Annotated in this window: 17 protein-coding genes; 16 read left to right on the top strand and 1 reads right to left on the bottom strand. The window is 27.4% G+C overall.

The window, feature by feature from the left end; all coding sequences use genetic code 11:
• Positions 1–855: 855 nt before the first annotated feature.
• On the top strand, positions 856–3192 hold the full coding sequence (locus tag ACYUEX_RS13680) for a glycoside hydrolase family 31 protein (protein WP_460288683.1): 2337 nt from the start codon (positions 856–858) through the stop codon (positions 3190–3192).
• A gap of 75 nt (positions 3193–3267) precedes the next feature.
• Here the strand turns inward: ACYUEX_RS13680 and ACYUEX_RS13675 are convergent, their stop codons facing one another.
• Positions 3268–3924, bottom strand: coding sequence for an NAD(P)H-dependent oxidoreductase (locus tag ACYUEX_RS13675; RefSeq protein ID WP_460288682.1), 657 nt, complete (start codon positions 3922–3924; stop codon positions 3268–3270).
• 277 nt (positions 3925–4201) lie between these two features.
• Here ACYUEX_RS13675 and ACYUEX_RS13670 point away from each other — a divergent pair, with 277 nt between their 5' ends.
• The 15 genes from ACYUEX_RS13670 (at position 4202) to ACYUEX_RS13600 (ending at position 20982) form a co-directional block, all read left to right on the top strand.
• On the top strand, positions 4202–4681 hold the full coding sequence (locus tag ACYUEX_RS13670) for a glutathione peroxidase (protein ID WP_460288681.1): 480 nt from the start codon (positions 4202–4204) through the stop codon (positions 4679–4681).
• A gap of 106 nt (positions 4682–4787) precedes the next feature.
• Positions 4788–5219, top strand: a complete 432-nt coding sequence (locus ACYUEX_RS13665; RefSeq protein ID WP_460288680.1) for a MarR family winged helix-turn-helix transcriptional regulator — start codon at positions 4788–4790, stop codon at positions 5217–5219.
• A gap of 311 nt (positions 5220–5530) precedes the next feature.
• Entirely contained in the window at positions 5531–6361 is an 831-nt protein-coding gene (gene licT, locus ACYUEX_RS13660; RefSeq protein WP_460288679.1) for a BglG family transcription antiterminator LicT, read from the top strand.
• Between the two features lie 118 nt (positions 6362–6479).
• On the top strand, positions 6480–8378 hold the full coding sequence (locus ACYUEX_RS13655; RefSeq protein WP_460288678.1) for a beta-glucoside-specific PTS transporter subunit IIABC: 1899 nt from the start codon (positions 6480–6482) through the stop codon (positions 8376–8378).
• Positions 8379–8468: 90 nt separating this feature from the next.
• Positions 8469–9878, top strand: coding sequence for a 6-phospho-beta-glucosidase (locus ACYUEX_RS13650; protein ID WP_460288677.1), 1410 nt, complete (start codon positions 8469–8471; stop codon positions 9876–9878).
• A gap of 339 nt (positions 9879–10217) precedes the next feature.
• On the top strand, positions 10218–11105 hold the full coding sequence (locus ACYUEX_RS13645; protein ID WP_460288676.1) for an AraC family transcriptional regulator: 888 nt from the start codon (positions 10218–10220) through the stop codon (positions 11103–11105).
• A 171-nt stretch (positions 11106–11276) separates the two neighbouring features.
• Complete coding sequence (locus ACYUEX_RS13640; protein WP_460288675.1) at positions 11277–12173, top strand: ROK family protein; 897 nt, start codon at positions 11277–11279, stop codon at positions 12171–12173.
• Positions 12174–12224: 51 nt separating this feature from the next.
• Positions 12225–13331, top strand: coding sequence for an alpha/beta hydrolase (locus ACYUEX_RS13635; protein ID WP_460288674.1), 1107 nt, complete (start codon positions 12225–12227; stop codon positions 13329–13331).
• Positions 13332–13357: 26 nt separating this feature from the next.
• Entirely contained in the window at positions 13358–14215 is an 858-nt protein-coding gene (locus tag ACYUEX_RS13630; protein WP_460288673.1) for a phosphatase PAP2 family protein, read from the top strand.
• Between the two features lie 375 nt (positions 14216–14590).
• A complete protein-coding gene (locus ACYUEX_RS13625) occupies positions 14591–15319 on the top strand; it encodes a pseudouridine synthase (RefSeq protein ID WP_460288672.1) in 729 nt (242 codons plus the stop codon).
• Between the two features lie 12 nt (positions 15320–15331).
• Positions 15332–15874, top strand: coding sequence for a tRNA 5-(aminomethyl)-2-thiouridylate-methyltransferase MnmM (mnmM, locus tag ACYUEX_RS13620; RefSeq protein ID WP_460288671.1), 543 nt, complete (start codon positions 15332–15334; stop codon positions 15872–15874).
• Between the two features lie 136 nt (positions 15875–16010).
• Positions 16011–16907 (top strand): MurR/RpiR family transcriptional regulator, encoded by an 897-nt coding sequence (locus ACYUEX_RS13615; RefSeq protein WP_411167626.1) that lies wholly within the window; start codon positions 16011–16013, stop codon positions 16905–16907.
• A gap of 125 nt (positions 16908–17032) precedes the next feature.
• Complete coding sequence (locus ACYUEX_RS13610) at positions 17033–18256, top strand: BaiN/RdsA family NAD(P)/FAD-dependent oxidoreductase (RefSeq protein WP_460288670.1); 1224 nt, start codon at positions 17033–17035, stop codon at positions 18254–18256.
• A gap of 84 nt (positions 18257–18340) precedes the next feature.
• Complete coding sequence (gene cmk / locus ACYUEX_RS13605) at positions 18341–18994, top strand: (d)CMP kinase (protein ID WP_460288669.1); 654 nt, start codon at positions 18341–18343, stop codon at positions 18992–18994.
• 80 nt (positions 18995–19074) lie between these two features.
• Complete coding sequence (locus ACYUEX_RS13600; RefSeq protein WP_460288668.1) at positions 19075–20982, top strand: bifunctional 4-hydroxy-3-methylbut-2-enyl diphosphate reductase/30S ribosomal protein S1; 1908 nt, start codon at positions 19075–19077, stop codon at positions 20980–20982.
• Positions 20983–21056 lie beyond the last annotated feature (74 nt).

Here is a 21056-nt window from a genome sequence, read left to right as displayed (position 1 = left end):
TTAATTAAGAATTGCAATGAAAAAAGAAAATTTAACAATGCAGTTAAAGAAGTTAAAAAGGTTAATGTTTCAATAGTGGAGCATTAATCTTTTTTTTGCAATGATAAAAGTGAATATATAATGCCGAATATAGAAATAAAAGAAGTTTGATAGAAAATACAGACTCTGCCACAGGGCAGTAAGTAAACCTCTATTTATACGAGAATATTGTCTCAAAATAAGAGGTATTAAACAATAAAAGTAGAATAAATAACTTAAGGTATCTAAAAATGCTTAATAAATTTAAATTCTATGATATAGCACTAATAACAAAAGTTAAATATAATATATTATTAGTAATTAAATAGGAGTTTTATTATGGAAAGTCCCTAAATTAACGCCTTTAGTAATATTTATAATTTGTTCAGCTGTAAATGATAATTTAAACTATATTGAATATTTAATTATTAGATATAGAAAAAGAATAGATAAACAAATATATAACATAAATAATGATGATAAAATACGAAAAATAAATAAAAATATAGAAGACGTATTTAAAGATTTATTTAAATAACCTAAAAAAAGACCTTAATGCTGAAGCAATACTTTAGGGTCTTTTTTAGGTTTATAATATATAACTATTGAATTAAATAAATTTATAGTAAAAATTAAAAATGATAAATTGTACAAAATAAATTACTATATGATGTGCAAATTAACAATTATATTAAAATAGCAATTTTGTTATATTTTTTGATGTTATAGTACAAGAAATGGTAATGCTTTTATTTTATAATTACATTATGATAAATTATTAATAAATTTCAAAATGACTTAAGGAAATTTAATTATATAAGAATAGAGGGTGTATTTATGTTTGGTAAATTATTAAATTACGAAGTAAATAATAAAGAAATTACAATAAAATATGAAAATAGTGAAGCAGTAATAACAATTATTAATGATGAAGTTATTAATTTCTTTGTACCATTGCATAGAAAAGAAAGAAATTCAAAGGCAGTTGAAAATTTAATGCTAGGAACTTCTAGTTTTTCAATAGAAAAAACTGAAAGTAGTTTAAATATAGAAACAGCAAAGCTTAAAATTAATATTGGTGATGAATTTAAAGTCGATATTTTTGATAAGAATGAAAAGGTTTTATGTAGAGACTATAGAGGTAAGAGATTACCTTTTAAAAGAAGAGGAAATGGTCTTGAACTTGCAGCAGAAGAAGGACATGTTTTAGATGGACACCAGGACTTTAAAGTTTATGTTTCAAAAGTTATGGAAGAAGATATGTATTTCTATGGATTAGGCGAAAGAACAGGCTCTTTAAATAAAAAGGGATACCATTATAGAAATTGGAATACAGATGATCCTAGTCCTCATGGGGAAACATTCCAACAATTATATAAATCAATTCCATTTTTAATATCAATAAAAGATGAGGAAGCTTTTGGAGTATTTTTTGATAATCACTTTGAAACTCATTTTGATATGGGTAAGGAAAATTCAGATTACTATTACTTTGGAGCAGTTGATGGTAATTTAGATTACTACTTTATTTATGGACCATCAGTAAAGAATGTTGTAAATGAATATACAAATCTTACTGGAAAAACACCTCTTCCTCAACTTTGGACATTAGGTTACCAACAATGCAGATGGTCATATGCACCTCAGGAAAGAGTTATGGAAATAGCAAAAGCTTTTAGAGAAAAGGATATTCCATGTGATACATTATATTTAGATATAGATTATATGGATGACTTTAGAGTATTTACTTGGGATAAGAAGAAATTTAAAGATCCTAAAGCATTTACTAATGAACTAAAAGAAATGGGCTTTAAAGTTGTAACAATAATTGATCCAGGAGTAAAGGTAGATAAGGGATATAATATATATGATGAAGGAATAAAGAATGAGTATTTTGCTAAGGACAAAGATGGAATAGTATATAAAAATAGAGTTTGGCCTGGAGATTCAGTTTACCCTAATTTTATGAGTTCTAAAGTTAGAAATTGGTGGGCAGAAAATCAAAAAATTATGATGGATTCAGGAGTATCTGGAATATGGAATGATATGAATGAACCTGCAAGCTTTAATGGACCTTTACCTGATGATGTTATGTTTGATGAAAATGGCATAGAAGTCCCACATAAGGAAATTCATAATATATATGGTCATATGATGAGTAAGGCTACTTATGAAGGAATAAAGAATACTACTAATAAAAGACCATTTGTAGTAACAAGAGCATGTTATGCAGGGACACAAAAATACTCAACTATTTGGACTGGAGATAACCAAAGTACATGGGAACATTTAAGAATGTCAATTCCAATGCTTATGAACTTAGGATTAAGTGGATTTAGCTTTTGTGGAACTGATGTTGGAGGATTTGGTCATGATTGTACAGGTGAGCTTTTAAGTAGATGGGTACAAGTTGGAGCATTTACACCACTATTTAGAAATCATGCTGCAATGGGAACTAGGGATCAAGAACCATGGGCATTTAATCAAGAAACTGAGGATATAAATAGGAAATATATAAAACTTCGTTATAAGTTACTTCCATATTTATATGATTTAATGTGGGAATGTGAAAATACTGGAGCACCAATTATAAGACCATTATTATTTAATTATCAAAATGATAAAAATACTTTTGAAATAAATGATGAATTCCTTTGTGGAGATAGCATATTAGTTGCTCCTATTGTTGAACAAGGTATGAGGCAAAAACTTGTATACTTACCTAGAGGAAACAAGTGGATAGATTTTTGGACTGGTGAAGAATATAATGGTGGACAGTATATAATAAAGGATGCACCTTTAGATACTTGTCCTATATTCATAAAAGAAGCTTCAATAATTCCTATGTTTATGGAGCAAAATTACATTGGTGAAAAAGAAAATAATGAATTAACTTTAAATATTTATTTAGACAATGATATTGAAGAGTTTAAATACACTCATCACCTTGATGATGGCGAAAGTTTTGACTATAAAGAAGGAATATACAATGAGTATGAAATAGTTGTATCAAATAGAGAAGAAGTTAATATTACTTTTACTACCAAAAGAAATAATTACAGTAAGGAATACTCAAAGGTAAAGTTTATAATAAACAACTTAAATAATAAAAATATTATTTTAAATGGAGAAAAAGCTGTTTTATCTAATAATACAATAGAATTAAATATTTAAAATATAAATGCTAGTAGTATATAAAAACCTACTAGCATTTATTCTTCAATTTACATAGAATTTATTAAAATAACGTTATTTAATGAATTCAACTACATCTTCAAAGGATCTTCTTGTTTTAGGGGTAGGATTTTCATTTCTATATCCAAGTGCTAACATACAGGATAAATTAAAATGATCAGTATCTAGAATATTCTTTTCAGATAGTATTTTAGTTACAGCTTCAGAATCAAAACCGCCTATAGCACAAGAGTCAATTCCAAGTAAAGCAGATGTAGTTAACATTGTCCCAAGAGCAATATAAGTTTGTTCTCTTGAATAATGGTTTATTTCGTTCTTATTATTTTTAAATCTTGTTTCATTTACGTTCTTTATCATATTTAGCCTTGTATCCGCAGCTTCTTTTGGCAATCCCTTATCTTCACTAAATAATTTTTTTAAATATTTGGAATCGAAATTTAAATCATCAGCAGTTCTATTTAGAATTAAAATTAAATGACTACAAGTTGGTAATTGTTTCTTTCCACCCAATGTAACGCTAGCTAATTCATCTTTCAAAGCTTCATTGGTAATAACTAAGAACTTCCATGGCTCGATTCCTATTGAACTAGGAGATAATCTGGCACTTTCTAAAATTAATCTTAAATCCTCATCTTTAATCTTTTTATTTTTATCAAATTCTTTACAAGCATATCTAAAATTTAATGCATTTAAAATTTCGTTATTTTTCATATTAATAGCTCCTTTATAATTCATTTTTCTACGCTTTACAAGTAAAATTATAATGTATGTTTTTTACTAGTATAGTAAAGAATATACATTTAAACAAGTGGGAAAATTTTCTTTAGCTGCTTATAAAAATGTAAGTAATGGAGGAGTTTTTTATGAAAGATATTATATTATTATATAAAAGTTGACATAGAAAATAAAAAGAGATATTATATAAACAAATAAATTGTATAAAATTAAATTTAATAAAATATAAATTTAAAATAATGGAGGAATGATCATGAATTTTTATGATTTTAGTGCAAAAGATATTAATGGACATGAAATAAATATGAATGAATATAAGGGGAAGGTATTATTAGTAGTTAATACTGCAAGTAAATGTGGATTTACACCTCAATTAAAAGAATTAGAAGAACTTTATAAAGAGTATAGAAGTATAGGATTAGAAATATTAGGATTTCCATGCAATCAGTTTTTGAATCAAGAACCTGGAAGTAATAATGATGTTAAAAACTTCTGTGAGATTAATTATGGTGTTACATTTAATATGTTTGAAAAGATAGATGTTAATGGAAATAATGCTCATCCTATATTTAAATATTTAAAAAGTAAGGAAAAAGGTATTTTAACTAGTGAAATAAAATGGAACTTTACTAAGTTTTTAATTGATAAAGAAGGAAATGTGGTAAAAAGATATTCTCCAACAACATCACCTTCTAAAATAAGAGCTGATATTAAGAAATTACTAGATAAATAAGTCTATTAATAATTTTTAATATTGACATAAAAGATTTTAAAATGTAAAATCATTTTAAATTTAATAAAATTAAATTTGATAAATTGATTTTATGTAGGTGAAGTTTATGAATAATTATAATTATCTAAAATTAGATAATCAAATATGCTTTTCTTTGTATGCAGCATCAAGAGAAATAATAAAATTATATAAGCCAATATTAGATGAATTTAATCTTACTTATACTCAATACATAACAATGCTTGTATTATGGGAAGAGGAAAAAGCTACAGTAAAGCATCTTGGTAATAGATTACATTTAGATTCTGGAACATTAACTCCACTTCTTAAGAAATTGGAAGGGATGGATCTTATAAAAAGATATAGAGATAAAAAAGATGATAGAGTAGTTATAGCTGAATTAACTGAAAAGGGAAAAGAACTTAATGAAAAAGTTAAGGATGTTCCAAGTAGAGTATTTTGTAATATTAAAATAACAGAAGAAAAAGCTATAGAATTAAAAAGAAGCTTAGATGAACTTCTAAAAAATTTAAAATAATTATAAAAAGTGTCAGTCTTAGAGTAATTTATAAATTATTTTAAGGTTGATACTTTCTACTAATAAAATAATACGGGACTTTATAAAAATATATTGACAGCATAAACTAAAAGTATTAATATTTAAATATAAGTAATCGTTTTAAGTGAATATTGATTGTTACTGATTCGATCAGGCGAGACCTTAAATAATAGAAAAGAGATTATATGTATCTTTTCTTATTACTTGAGGTCTTTATTATTTATAATATACAATACTAAAAAATGAAATTCACTTATTAGGATATAAAATAAAAGTCCGAGGGGGCAAGTATGATAATTAAAAAAATATTTAATAATAATGCGGTAGTAGCAAAAGACTCATCTAACCGTGAAATAGTTGTTATGGGCTGTGGAATTGCATTTAAAAAGAGTGTAGGTGAATATTTAGATGATAATAAAATAGAAAAAACTTTCATTTTAAAAGAAAAGCAAGCTTCAGAAAAATTTAAATTATTATTAGAAGATATTCCAAGCGAACAAGTTTCTCTTTGCTATGACATTATTGAATATGCTAGAAATGTATTAGGTACTAATTTAAATGATTATATATATGTTACCCTTACAGATCACATAAGTAATGCTTTAAAATTGGAAAAAGAAGGATTAAATCGTTCAAATGCATTAATTTGGGAAATAAAAAAGTTTTATCCTAAAGAGTTTGCTGTAGGTATAAAAGCTATTGAATTTATAGAAAGTGAACTTGGAGTTAGCTTACCAGAAGATGAAGCAGGAAATATTGCACTCCATTTAATAAATGCTCAAATAAATAATTCATATAACAATGTTGAAAATGTAGCTAAACAAACTAAGATGGTGAAGGATATATTAAATATTGTTAAGTATTCAAATAATGTTAATCTTGATGAAGGGTCTTTAAGTTATGAGAGATTTGTAACTCATTTACGATTTTTCTTCCAAAGGTTAAATAAAGATGAAAAAATTGAAACTGAAAATGATGACTTTTTATTAGAACAAGTTAAAGGAAAATATAAAGATGCGTATAATTGTATGTTAAAAATAGAAAAATATCTTAATAAAGATTTATCTAGTGAAGAACAGTTATATTTAACTTTGCATGTACAACGCCTTACACATAAATAGCTTAATATGGATTGTTACTGGTAATGCAGGCGAGACCGAATTAGATGGAATAAATTTATATTCTTTTAGTTTGGACTTGCTTTTTTATATATAGAATAAAATAGAGGAGAGATTTAACATGAAATATGAAAATTTAGCAAAAGATATACTAAAAAATGTCGGCGGAAAAGAAAACGTTAATAGCTTAACTCATTGTATTACACGTTTACGTTTTAAATTAAAGGATGAAAAAAAATCAAATACAGAAATTTTGAAAAATATGGATGGAGTAGTTACAGTTATTAAAAGTGGTGGACAATATCAAGTTGTTATTGGTAACCATGTACCTGATGTATTTAATGCTGTAGTAGAAGTTGGAGGATTACAAAGTTTAGCAGAGTCTACTTCTGATACAAAAGAAGAGAAATTGAATCCATTTAATAAATTTATCGATATTATTTCAGGTATTTTTGCACCAACACTTGGTGCTTTAGCAGCAACTGGTATGCTAAAAGGATTTAATGCATTATTTTTAGCATTAGGATGGTTAACACCAGAATCAGGAACTTATCAAATTATACAAGCAATAGGGGACTCATTATTTTATTTCTTCCCAATATTCTTAGGATATAATGCATCTAAGAAATTTAAAACAAGCACTTATTTAGGGATGTTAATTGGAGCAGCTTTAGTATATCCAAGTATATTAGGATTAATGAATGGGGAACCTTTATATACTTTATTCCAAGGAACTATGTTTGAATCACCAGTTCATATTACTTTCTTAGGTATTCCTGTAATACTTATGAACTATACATCAAGTGTAATTCCAGTAATAGTTGCAACTTACTTTGGTGGAAAGATTGAAAATGGATTCAAAAAAATAATTCCAGATGTTGTGAAAACTTTCTTAGTTCCATTATTCACTTTATTAGTAATAGTACCATTAACATTTATAGTAATTGGACCAATAACAACATGGGCAAGCCAACTTGTAGGAACAGCATCAATTACTGCTTATAATTTTTCACCACTAATAGCAGGCTTATTATTAGGTGCATTCTGGCAAGTATTTGTAATCTTTGGATTACATTGGGGATTAATTCCAATAATGTTATTAAACATGTCAAATATGGGCTATGATGCAGTATTGTCACCAATGTTTGCAGCATCATTTGCACAAACAGCTGTTGTAATGGCTATATTCTTTAAGACTAGAGATAAAAAGTTAAAATCATTATCAATACCTGCAATTATATCAGGATTCTTTGGAGTAACAGAACCAGCTATTTATGGTATTACACTGCCAAGAGTTAAAGCCTTTGTAATAAGCTGTATAGGTGGAGCTATTGGTGGAGCTATCCTTGGATTTACAGGAGCTAAACAATATGTAATGGGAGGTCTTGGATCTTTCGGATTCTTTAACTTTATAAATCCAGCAAATGGAGATACTAGTGGAGTGATTAGTGTATTAATTGCAGTAGCTATAGCTATGATTATAAGTTTCATTTTAACTATAATTGTATATAAAGATGAGGAAGTTAAAGAAACAGATAAAGAAGGCAAGAATGAAGAACTAATAAATAAGGAGGTTATTGCTAGTCCATTAACAGGTAAAATAGTACCATTATCTGAGGTTAATGACGAAGCTTTTGCACAAGGAGCATTAGGGAAGGGAATAGCAATATTACCAACTAAAGGTAAAATAGTCTCTCCAGTAGATGGTGAGTTAATAACTTTATTTCCAACGTATCATGCAATGGGAATAAAATCAAATTCAGGTGCTGAAATATTAATACATGTTGGTATGGACACAGTAAAGTTAGAAGGAAAATATTTCACAGCAAAAGCTAAACAAGGTGATATAATCAAAAAAGGGCAAGTATTATTAGAATTTGATATAGAAGCTATAAAGAAAGCTGGTTTTGAAATTGTAACTCCAATAATTATAACAAATTCAAATGACTATTTAGATGTAATAGAAACAAAAGAAAAAGACATTGCTTTTGAAGAAGATTTATTAAATGTAGTAATTTAGTTTAAGCAAAGTAGAATATATATACTATTATCCTTCCTTTAATTAAAATAAAGGAAGGATAATAACATTAAAGGAAAGTGAGGAATAGATATGAGCTTTAAAGAAGGATTTTTATGGGGGGGAGCAGTTGCTGCAAACCAATGTGAAGGTGCATATAACGTAAATGAGAAAGGGCTTAGCACAGCTGATGTTGCTACAGCAGGTTCTTTAACTAAGCAAAGACAATATACAGATGGTATAGTAGATGGAGAGCATTATCCATCTCATGAAGCCATAGATTTTTATCATAGATATAAAGAAGACATTGCTATGTTTGGAGAAATGGGATTTAAGTGTTTCAGAACATCGATAAACTGGACTAGAATATTCCCAAATGGAGATGAAACAGAACCAAATGAAGAGGGGTTAGAATTCTACGATAATCTTTTTGACGAATGTTTAAAATATGGAATTGAGCCGGTAGTTACTATTTCACACTATGAAATGCCATATGCTTTAGTTGAAAAATATGGATCATGGAGAAATAGAAAATTAGTAGATTTTTATGTAAACTACTGTAATGCTATATTCAATAGATACAAAGATAAAGTAAAATATTGGATGACATTTAATGAAATAAATGTTATAGCATTACATCCATTTATACCAGCTGGAATTAAATTTAAAGAAGGCGAAAATAAAATGGAAGTTTGCTATCAAGCGGCTCATCATCAATTAGTAGCAAGTGCTAAAGCTGTTAAATTAGGTCATGAAATTAATCCTGATTTCAAAATAGGATGTATGGTACTTTTCCCACAAGCTTATGCAAAAACATGTAATCCAGATGATGTACAACTTACAAATGACTTTATGTATGGAACTTATTATTTTGCTGATGTACATGCAAGAGGATATTATTCAAATAAAGCTAAAAAGTTCTTAGAAAGAAATAATGTAAAACTTAAGATGGAAAAAGAAGACGAGGAAATCTTAAGAGAAGGAAAGGTTGAATATATAGGATTTAGTTACTATATGACATTAGTACAATCTTCAGATAAAAATGAAGAAGATACAAAAGGAAATATGTTAGGTGGAGTTAAAAATCCTTATTTAGAAGCATCAGATTGGGGATGGCAAATTGATCCTAAAGGATTCAGAATTGCTTTAAATAATTTATATGATCGTTATCAAATTCCACTATTCTGCGTAGAGAATGGATTAGGTGCTGTAGATGAAGTAGAGGAAGACGGATCAATTAATGATGATTATAGAATAGAGTATTTAAGAAAACATATCGAGGAAATGAAAAAAGCTGTTGAAATAGATGGTGTTGATTTAATGGGATATACTCCTTGGGGATGTATTGATTTAATTAGTGCTGGAACAGGTGAAATGAAAAAACGTTACGGATTTATTTATGTAGATAAGGATAATGATGGAAATGGTACTTTAAATCGTAGTAAGAAGAAATCATTTGATTGGTATAAAAACGTAATTGCAACAAATGGAGAAGAGTTATAATAAAATACTAGTGATTATATTAATGAAAATAATGATTATTAGTCAACTAGTGCAAATATATACTATTAATTTTACTAACAGTTAGCAAGTAAGGGTAAATTCTTACTTGCTACCTTTGGTTTTTAAGTGGCCATATGTAAGTTTGCGTTGACTTGTAGCAGAGCGACGGAATAAGCAAACTTACATATATCCACTTTTTTATTGAAAAAATTTTTAATAGTGCTAAATATAAATAGAATGGTATATTAAAATTCAATTATGCTATACAATTAATCTATATTTTAAAATTAAGATTATTTTATATAATAAAATAAATTCTACTGCAAAATGGAGGTTTTTATGGATACTTTTATATATGAGAAAGTAAATTTAAATAAAGATTTACCTGCAATGATAGCATATGTAGGAGAAGAGAATATTGATATAAAAAAACATTACTATATAGCCCCTCATTGGCATAGAAGCATTGAAATGACATTAGTTACAAAAGGTGAAATAAGGGTACGTATTAATAATAAAAGTATAACTGTTAAAAGCGGAAATTTTATTTTGGTAAATAGCGGAGATGTTCATGAACTTGAAAAATATCCAAATGAAACAGGTGGAGCAGTTATTTTAATTTTATCATATGATTTTATAAAAAAAATATATCCTAATATTGATAGTGTTCAATTAGACATTAATATTTCTAATTATAAAAAAGATAGATTACTAGAGATATTTTTAGAAATGAAAGATTTTTATTTGAATCCAATGGAATTAGATTATATTAAGATAAATGCCTATATTCATGAGATTCTATATATTTTATTATCTAATTATATGATTCCTAAAATTGAAGATTATAAGAAGGACTATTTTAAATATAAAGAAAGACAAAAGGAAATTTTAACATATATTAATGATAATTATAGAGAAGATTTAACTTTGGATAATATATCTAAACATTTCTATATGAGCAATGAATATTTTTCAAGAAAATTTCACCAGTGGTTTGGTATTACTTATAAATTATATTTAAGCAACTTTAGAATTTATAAAGCATATGAAGATATCATAAATACTGATAATAATATTCAAGATATTGCAATTTCTCATGGGTTTTCAAATGTTAAGTCTTTTATAAGTTTATTTAAACAAAAGTATAACATGACTCCATTTAAATATCGTCAGTATTTTAATGAATCAAAAAGTGACAATAAAATGGACAAAAAACAACAACAATAATTCAATAAAAAATGATAACATTTAAATAGAAAGATAAATGCGCATAGTTCAATATAAATGAAGTATGCGTTTATTTTTACAATTTTATGAAAACGCTTTAATTAATTATAAAATATATAAACTTAAAGTTTAATATTTTAAATTTATGTGTTTAAAAAAAGAGGTGGAACAATGAAAAAATTAGTTTTAGACATTGGAGGCAGTGCAATAAAATATGCTGTTATGAATCATAGAGCTGAAATATTTCAAAAAGGGGAGGTTCCTACTCCATTAGATACTATAGAAAATTTAATGGAGGCAATCAAATCAATTTATGAAGAGATTAAAGATGAAGTAAATGGTATTGCTATTAGTATGCCAGGCAATATTGATTCAGCAATTGGTCATGTTTATTCGCCAGGTGCATTATCATACAACGCAAATGTTAACATTATTGATAAAATTCATGAACATATTAACTTACCAATTTCTGTTGAAAATGATGGGAAAAGCGCTGCATTAGCTGAAGTTTGGAAAGGAAATCTAACTACTTGTTCAGATGGAGTTGTTATGATTTTAGGAACTGGTATTGGGGGTGGAATAATTAAGAATCGTAGAATTCACAAAGGAAACCACTTTTTTGCTGGTGAATTCTCATTTATTATGCAAGATGCTAATAATTTAGATTTTAATAATGTATTTGCTCTTAAAGGAAGTACATCTGCACTAATAATGGAAGCAGCAGCTGTAAAGAATGTTGAGCCTCAATCTATAAATGGACATGATGTATTCAAATGGATTAATGATAATGATCCTGATGTATTAGAAGTTTTTGAAAAATTTATAATGAACTTAGCTATTCAAATATATAATTTACAATGCATCTTAGATCCAGAGAAAATTTTAATTGGTGGAGGTATTTCTAAACAACCAATTTTAGTGAAAAAAATTAGAGAAAATTTAGAAAAAATATATGCAAAAATTCCATTTGATATTCCACATGCCATAGTAGATACATGTAAATACTTTAATGACTCAAATTTGATTGGCGCTTTATATAATTACTATCTGCAATTTCCAGAAGAATAAACTAGGAGAAACATTAAAGAATGTAAGAAATAAAAAGGAGAGAAGTTAAAAATGGGTAGAAAATATTCACAAGAATTATTAGAGAAAATTAAAGAAAAACAAGAGATAATAAATTATAAAGGAGCAAAAATAATAGTAAAAAACATTCCTGACAGTGATGAAAAAGGCGCAATGGATCCTCGTCTTTATAAGGATATGAAAAAACAATTTACAATAATGAGATTTATGCCAAAAGGCATGATGAAAATGGATACATCACCTAAGTCAATTGGTAAATTAAGAGCTATGTTTGGAGAAATTAAAAGTACTCCTATAGTTGAAAAGAATATTGATATTATACATGAAACTGTTAAAGCTAATGATGGATATAGCATACCAATTCGTATTTATAAATCTGAAACTATGAAGGAAAATGCACCAATTCTTTATTTCATCCATGGTGGTGGATTCTTTGGTGGATCTCCTGATGTAGTAGAAGAATTAGTAAAGTTAATAGTAGAAAAAACAGATATTTTAGCTGTATCAGTTGATTATCGTTTAGCACCAGAAAATCCATATCCAGCAGGTCATGAGGATTGCTATTCTGTATTAAGATGGATATATGATAAAGCTAATACTTTAGGAGGAGATAAGAAGAATATCTTTGTTGCGGGGGATAGTGCAGGTGGAAACTTAACTCAATATTGTACAACAAAAGATTTAGAAAGTAATTTAGGAATGGTAAAGGGACAATTATTACTTTATCCTACTGTTAATATGGCAGGTATTGAAGATGAGTATTTTAAATGGAGTAAGGATGAATATGAAATGGCTCCTAAATATAAATCTGGTCTTGAAATGATGCTAGGTATGTTTGATGGATTATCAGGTGGCTTAAAGGATGTTTTAGGTACTGATGAAGTTAAAAATGGTTACTTAACTCCATATATTAGAGATTTAAAAGGCTTGCCTCCTACACTTGTTACAGTTGGAGAACATGACTATTTGAAAGTAGAATGCTTAGCATATGCAGCAAAGCTTACTAAAGCAGGAGTAGATACTACAACTATATTATATAAAGGGTTAGGACATGCTTATGGTGATAACATAGGAGTTTATCCACAAAGTGAGGATTGTGCAATAGAAATGGGTAATTTTATTTTAAAATATAGCAAATAAAATTATAAATAAAGGGTGAAAAGGGTATGAAAAAGAATTATGTAGTTGGTTTATCAATTATCGGAGTTCTATTAATAATATTTGCATTTACAGATTTGCAGATCTCTAATGCAGTTTATAATCCAACAAGTAAGTTTGGGCTACTATTTGAAGCAATTGGTGAGTTTCCTGCAGCAGTTATTGCAACTTTTTGTACAGTAGGTTTAATGCTAACTAGAAATAAAGATAAATCAGTAAAATATATTTTAGGGACAATTGGCTATATTATTATTTTATGTTTATTCTCATTTATGGCAGTAGCCTTACCAATAAAATATTTTAATGGACCTAAATTATTGATTCCTATACTTGCTGTTCTATATATTACAGCTTCTTACTTTATTGCTAAGAAATATTCTATTACTAATAGAGATGAATTACGAAATGCAGCTATTGTTGGTGTATTAACATTTGTATTTGTTATAATTTCTTTCAACTTAATTAAATTGGGCTGGGGAAGAGAGCGTTATAGACATATGGTTGCTGAAGGGTCATTTGAAGGTTTTTCTAGATGGTTTATTCCTCAAGGGAAAGCAGCAAGTAATGAATTTATGTCATTCCCATCTGGACATAGTGCAAATGCAGCAATTATGATTTGGATTACATTAATACCTACTTTCGTTGCTAGGTTAAAGGATAAGAAAAAATGGTTTGTAGGTTTTGCAGCTTTGTGGACAATAATAGTTCCAATTAGCAGAGTTATAGTAGGAGCTCATTTTGCATCAGATGTTACAATGGGAGTTACGATAACGTTCATAATATTTACATTATTGAAAAATAAATATATAAAAAATTTAGAGGTGAAAAATAGAGAAGAAATTGTGTATACACAACTATATGATTAAAAAAAGTATTATTAACTTATTTTAAAAACTCTCACAACTGGATTTGCTGGCGTAGTTATTGGATATTTTGTAATAGTACCTACACTAACTGAAGATAAGTTAGCTTTAGAAAGGGCATAAATATAAAGGTTCTCATTTTCTTATAAAAAGTGAGAGCCTTTATATTTTATTTATATAATAATTTTACTTAGGACTGATTTTAATATAAACAATAGACATTTTTTAAAATTAGATAGTAAACAAAACTTATATTTTAAAAAAAGTTAGTTATCTATTTTTATAGACATTTGTATTGTAAAATGTTAAAAAGAATATATAGGTTCTATTAAAATTTATACTATAGAAAGTATTTATTAAAAGTACGGAGTGATTTATATGGAAGAAAGATTACAAAAATACATGGCAAGATGCGGAGTAGCGTCAAGAAGAAAATGTGAAGAAATCATATTAGAAGGTAAAGTTAAAGTAAATGATAAAATTGTTACAGAGCTTGGAGTTAAAATAAATTATGAGATAGATAAAGTATTTTATAATGGAAAAATAATAACACCTGAAGAAAATAAAGTATATATAATGTTAAATAAACCTGAAGGATATATAACGTCAGTTAAAGATGAAAAGGGAAGAAAAACTATACTAGATATAGTTAAAGTAGATGAAAGAATATATCCTATCGGAAGGCTTGATTATGATAGTTCAGGACTAATTCTTTTAACTAATGATGGAGATATTTATAATAAAATTATACATCCAAGAGTTGAAGTTCAAAAAAAGTATATAGCCTTATGCAGAGGTATATTCTCTAATGAAGAAATTAAAAGGTTTGAAAATGGAGTAGATATTGGGGGATATATTACAGCTGATGCAAAATTAAAGGTTATAGATAAAGAAAAAGACAAAAGAACTAATGAACTTAACTCACTAGTTGAAATAATAATCCATGAAGGAAAAAATAGACAAATAAGAAAAATGTGTTCAGCCTTAGGTCACGAGGTAATATCTTTAAAAAGAGTATCTATAGGTGATATAAAACTAGGTTATTTAAAAAGAGGCCAATGGAGAGATTTAACTAAAGAAGAGTTAAATTATATAAATTCATTATAAGAGGTGCATTTTATGTATAAGTACGTAGGAAATATAAGTGATTTATCACATTATATAATAGAAAATTTCATTACAAGTAAAAAAATAGCTGTAGATGCTACCTTAGGAAATGGTCATGATACAGACTTTCTAGCTAGTAAGTTTGAATTTGTTTACAGCTTTGATATACAAAAAGAGGCCTGCGAAAATTATATACTAAAAAAAGTTAATAATGTAAAAGTTATAAATGATTCGCATCATTTATTTAATGACTATATTAATGAAAATGTAGATTGCATAATGTATAATTTAGGCTTTTTACCAGGAGGAGATAAGACTATAACTACACTACATAATACTTCACTACAAAGCATACAAAAGGGACTTGATATTTTAAATAGTGGTGGAATAATGACAATATGTATTTACAGAGGTCATTATGAAGGTAAGGTTGAGGAATCTTGCATTTTAGAGTATCTAAAAAATTTATCTAAAAATCAATTTGGTGTTATGACTCAATCCTATCTAAATAGAGATGAAATCTCGCCTATGCTAGTAGTTATAGAAAAAAAGTAGAATTGACAACTTTATATTTTATTACAAGTTTTTATAATGAAAATATACTAAAATGAAATGAATATTGATGAATTATTCAAAAAGTGATAATATATAATTATTAGGTTGTTAAGTTTAATGAAAAGAAGGGATACGGATGGATAATAATCTTAATGATAACTCAAAGGATTTAATGCGATTAATACAATCAAGGTTCCCAAGATTAAGTAAAGGACAAAAGTTAATTGCAGAATACATTTTAAAAAATTATGATAAAGCTGCCTTTATGACTGCAGCTAAATTAGGAGTCTCTGTAGGTGTTTCAGAGTCAACAGTAGTTAGATTTGCTAACGAATTAGGTTTTTCTGGCTATCCTAAACTTCAAAAAGCATTGCAAGAGTTGATAAAAAATAAGCTTACAACAGTTCAAAGGTTAGAATTGTCAAATGATTATATAAGTGAAGGATATGCTCTTAAAGGTGTATTAAAAGCTGATATGGAAAATATAAGAGCAACACTTGAAAAAATAAACTATAATACATTTGAAGATGTTGTAAATAAAATATTTGAAGCTAAAAGAATATATATAATAGGTCTTAGAAGTTCAACTGCATTAGCTGAATTTTTAGGATTTTACCTAAATATTATTTTACAAAATGTTAAAACTGTAGGATATGGAATTTCTGATATATTTGAGCAAATGATAAATGTAGGTGAAGGAGATTTAGTAGTAGGAATAGGATTCCCAAGATATGCATCTAGAACAATAGATGCACTTGAATTTGCACAAGATAGAGGTGCAGATGTAGTTGCAATTACAGATAGTCTTTTATCACCTTTAGCTGCAAGAGCAGACTATTCATTAATAGCTCAAAGCAACATGGCATCTTTTGTTGACTCACTTGTAGCTCCACTATCTGTTATTAATGCATTAATAATTGCTGTTGGTATGAGAGAAAAACAAAATATAACAGATGTATTTAGTAAGTTAGAACAAATATGGAAGGATTATAAAGTATATTCTTATAATAATAGAAATGTAGGGGAAGATTAATATTAAAAGTGTTAAGTTATGTTTATTAAACATTTCTTAGCACTTTTTAATTATCTAGTATGTTGAATTAAAGAAGTTAAGATGATATATTTATTAAGATAAACCAATGCATTAGGAGGATTAAAATGAAGAAAGTAATAGTTATAGGAGCAGGACCAGCAGGAATGATGGCAGCTATAACAGCATCTAAAAGTAATAATAATGTTGTACTGTTAGAAGGAAATGAAAAGATAGGAAAAAAATTATTCATTACAGGTAAAGGAAGATGTAATGTTACAAATATAAAGGATATATCAGAGTTTTTTGATTATATACCAGGAAATCCTCATTTTTTATATAGTGCATTATATACATATACTAATGAAGATACAATGAATTTTTTTGAATCTCAGGGAATAAAGCTAAAGGCAGAGCGTGGGGGGCGTGTATTTCCCTTATCTGATAAATCTTCTGATATCATCAAAGGTTTATCAAATGAATTAATTAAGAATAATGTAGAAGTAAAATTTAATAGTAAAGTTACAGATATAAAATTTAAAGATAATAAAATAGAATCTGTAGAAATAAATAATATTCATAATATAACAGGTGACTATTTTATTATTGCAACAGGTGGGGTTTCTTATCCTTTAACTGGTTCTACTGGGGAGGGATTAAAGTTTTCTAAAAAATTAGGACATAATATAGTAGAATTAAAGCCATCTTTAGTTCCTATAGAGCTACAAGATAATTGGATTAAAGATTTAGCAGGATTGACACTAAAAAATATAGGAATTTCTCTATTTAAGGAAAGTTCAAAAAAATCATTATATAAGGATCAAGGAGAAATGCTATTTACAAGCTATGGTGTATCTGGACCTCTTATACTTAAGGGATCAAGATATGTTATTAATTCTGATAATTATCATATTATGTTAGATTTAAAACCTGCTTTATCCGATGAAGAGCTTGATAAAAGAATTCAAAAAGATTTTAAAAAATATATTAATAAAGATTTTAAAAATTCATTAGATGAACTACTTCCTAAAAAGATTATACCAATTATAATAGCTCTATCAAATATATCAGAGAATAAAAAGGTAAATGAGATTACAAAAGAAGAAAGAAAAAATCTAGTGAACTTAATTAAAGGAATTAAAATGAAAATAAAGGGACTAAGACCTATAGAAGAAGCTATAGTAACAGCAGGAGGAGTGGATACTTTAGAGATCGACCCTTCAACGATGAAATCTAAGATAATAAGTAACTTATCATTCGCTGGAGAGGTTATAGATGTTGATGCTTTTACTGGTGGATATAATGTTCAAATTGCATTATCTACAGGTTTTTTAGCTGGAAGTAATATATAAGTATACTTGTTAAATATAAATAATAATAATATAATTTATATGTATATGAAAATGTTTTTCAAATAGGAAAGGTGGAATATAATTTTGAGGATATCAGTTGCTATAGATGGACCAGCAGGTGCTGGTAAAAGTACAATTGCAAAGTTAGTTGCCAATGAATTTAACTTAATGTATATAAATACAGGAGCAATGTATAGAGCAGTAGCTTTAGTTGCAAAAGAAAAGAATATAGAGGATACAAATATTGAAGAGTTATGTAATTTAATAGATACTCTTGAAATGAAGTTTGAGAATGATGACTTAATACTTAATGGAGTTAATGTTCAAGAACAAATAACAATGCCAGAAATAAGTGCTATAGTATCTAAATATGCATCGATTCAAGAGGTAAGAAGTAAGTTAGTTAAGTTACAAAGAGATATGTCAAACAAGTTCGATGTTATAATGGATGGAAGAGATATCGGTACTGTAGTTCTAAAAGATTCTAAATTTAAGTTTTTCTTAACTGCAACTCCAGAAGCTAGAGCTGAAAGAAGATATAAAGAGTTAAGTGAAAGAGGAGTAAGTGTTAATTTCTCTAATATATTAGAAGATATAATAAAAAGAGATTATATAGATAGTAATAGAGAAATAGATCCTCTAAAAAGAGCAGAAGATGCTATAGAAATTGATACAACAGGTTTATCAATTTCTGAAGTAACAGAAAAAATATGTTCAAATATTAAAAAAAATATTTAATTTAGATAATATAGTCTAAAGAATTAAAAATATAATATACTTAAAATATAATATGTAATTTTATACTTAGGAGAATTGATATGAGTAAAGTGTTATTAGCTGAAAGTGCAGGCTTCTGCTTTGGTGTTCAAAGAGCTGTAGAAGAAGCACTAAAAGTAAAGAAACAATATGATAAAAAAATTTATACATTAGGACCATTAATACATAATAATGATGTGGTTAAATATTTAGAAAAAAATGATATATATGCTATTGATTATAATGAAATTGATACATTAGAAAAAGGAGATGTAATTGTAATTAGATCTCATGGAGTATCAAAGGAAGTTATTAGTATTCTTGAAGAAAAAGGTTTTATAGTAGTAAATGCTACTTGTCCTTATGTTACTAACATTCATAAGAAGGTTAATAAATATTCAGATTTAGGATATAATATTGTTATATTAGGTGATGACAAGCATCCTGAAGTAGTTGGTATAAATGGATGGTGTAAGGATAGTGCTATAATAACTAAAGATGGTACTTTTGAAGAAAATCTGCCTAAAAAGATATGTGTTGTATCTCAAACTACAGAAAAAGAAGAAACTTGGAAGAAAACTTTAAGTAATTTATCTTCAAACTCAAAAGAATTATTAGCATTTAACACTATTTGTTCAGCGACTGAAGTAAGACAAAAAAGTGCTAACGAATTATCTAGAACTGTAGAGGTTATGATTGTAATTGGAGGAAGAAATAGTTCTAATACAACTAAACTTTATCAAATATCAAAAGCTAATTGCCCAAATACAATCCATGTTGAAAATGCTAAAGAACTTACAAAAGAGTTCATAGAGGAAAATAAGGGTAAAGTTGTTGGTGTAACTGCTGGAGCATCTACACCTGACTGGATAATAAGAGAAGTAATTGATATTATGGAGGGAAAAATTAATATGGAAGATCAATTAAAGCTAATGGAAGAAATGGACAGAAGATTTAGAATTGGGGATGAAATAAAGGGAGAAGTATTATCCATAGGAAGAGAAGAATTAACTATTTCTCTAGTTGGATATAAATCAGATGGGGTTATTCCATTTAAAGAATTAACTTCAGAAGAAAATTTAACTTCATCTCTTGATTCAATAAAAGTAGGAGATGAAATAGCAGCAAAAGTTATAAAGCTTAAAAATGAAGATGGAAATGTAGTTCTTTCAAGATTAGAATATGAAAAGAAAGAAACATTCACTGAGCTTGAAAAACTATTTAATGACAAAGAAACTTTCTCAGTTAAAATTAAAGATGCGAAAGAAAAAGGAATAATTGGATATTATAAAGGAGTAAGAATCTTTATACCTGCATCTCAAGTAGATATAAGATTTTCAAATGATAGGAGCAACTTAATAGGTGAAGATTTAGAAGTAAGACTAATTGATTTTTCACTAGAAAACCCTTCAAAAATAGTTGCATCAAGAAGAATCATATTAGAAGAAGCAAATAAGATCAAAGAAGATGCTGCATGGGAAAATATAAGTGTTGGAGATGTTGTTAAAGCTGAAATTAAAAGATTTACAAACTTTGGAGCTTTTGCTGATATAAATGGTGTAGATGGATTAATTCACTTATCACAAATATCATGGAGCCATGTAAAATCTGCAGAAAGTGTTCTTAAAAAGGGACAAATCATTGATGTTAAAATAATAGAAGCTGATAGAGAAAATAATAGACTTTCTCTTAGCATAAAAGCTTTAACTCCAGAGCCATGGAGCAATATAGAGGAAAAATATCCAGAAGGATCTGCAGTTTTAGGAAAAGTAGTAAGAATTAGTAATTTTGGAGCTTTTGTAGAGTTAGAACCAGGAGTAGATGGGTTAGTTCATATTTCAAAAATAACTCACGACAGAATAAATAATCCTGGAGATGTTTTAAAAATAGGTGATGAAGTTAAGGCAATAATACTTTCAGTAGACACAGAAAATAAAAAGATTGCTCTTAGCATAAAGGATGCTGAATAAAGTAATATATATTTTAAGACACACATATAATTTATATGTGTGTCTTTTTTACCTTTTTTAATATTTATTATCTT

The organism is Clostridium sp. CTA-7, from assembly GCF_054768095.1.
The sequence above is the reverse complement of the archived record's forward strand: the minus strand, read 5'-3'. Positions and strand labels throughout refer to the sequence as shown.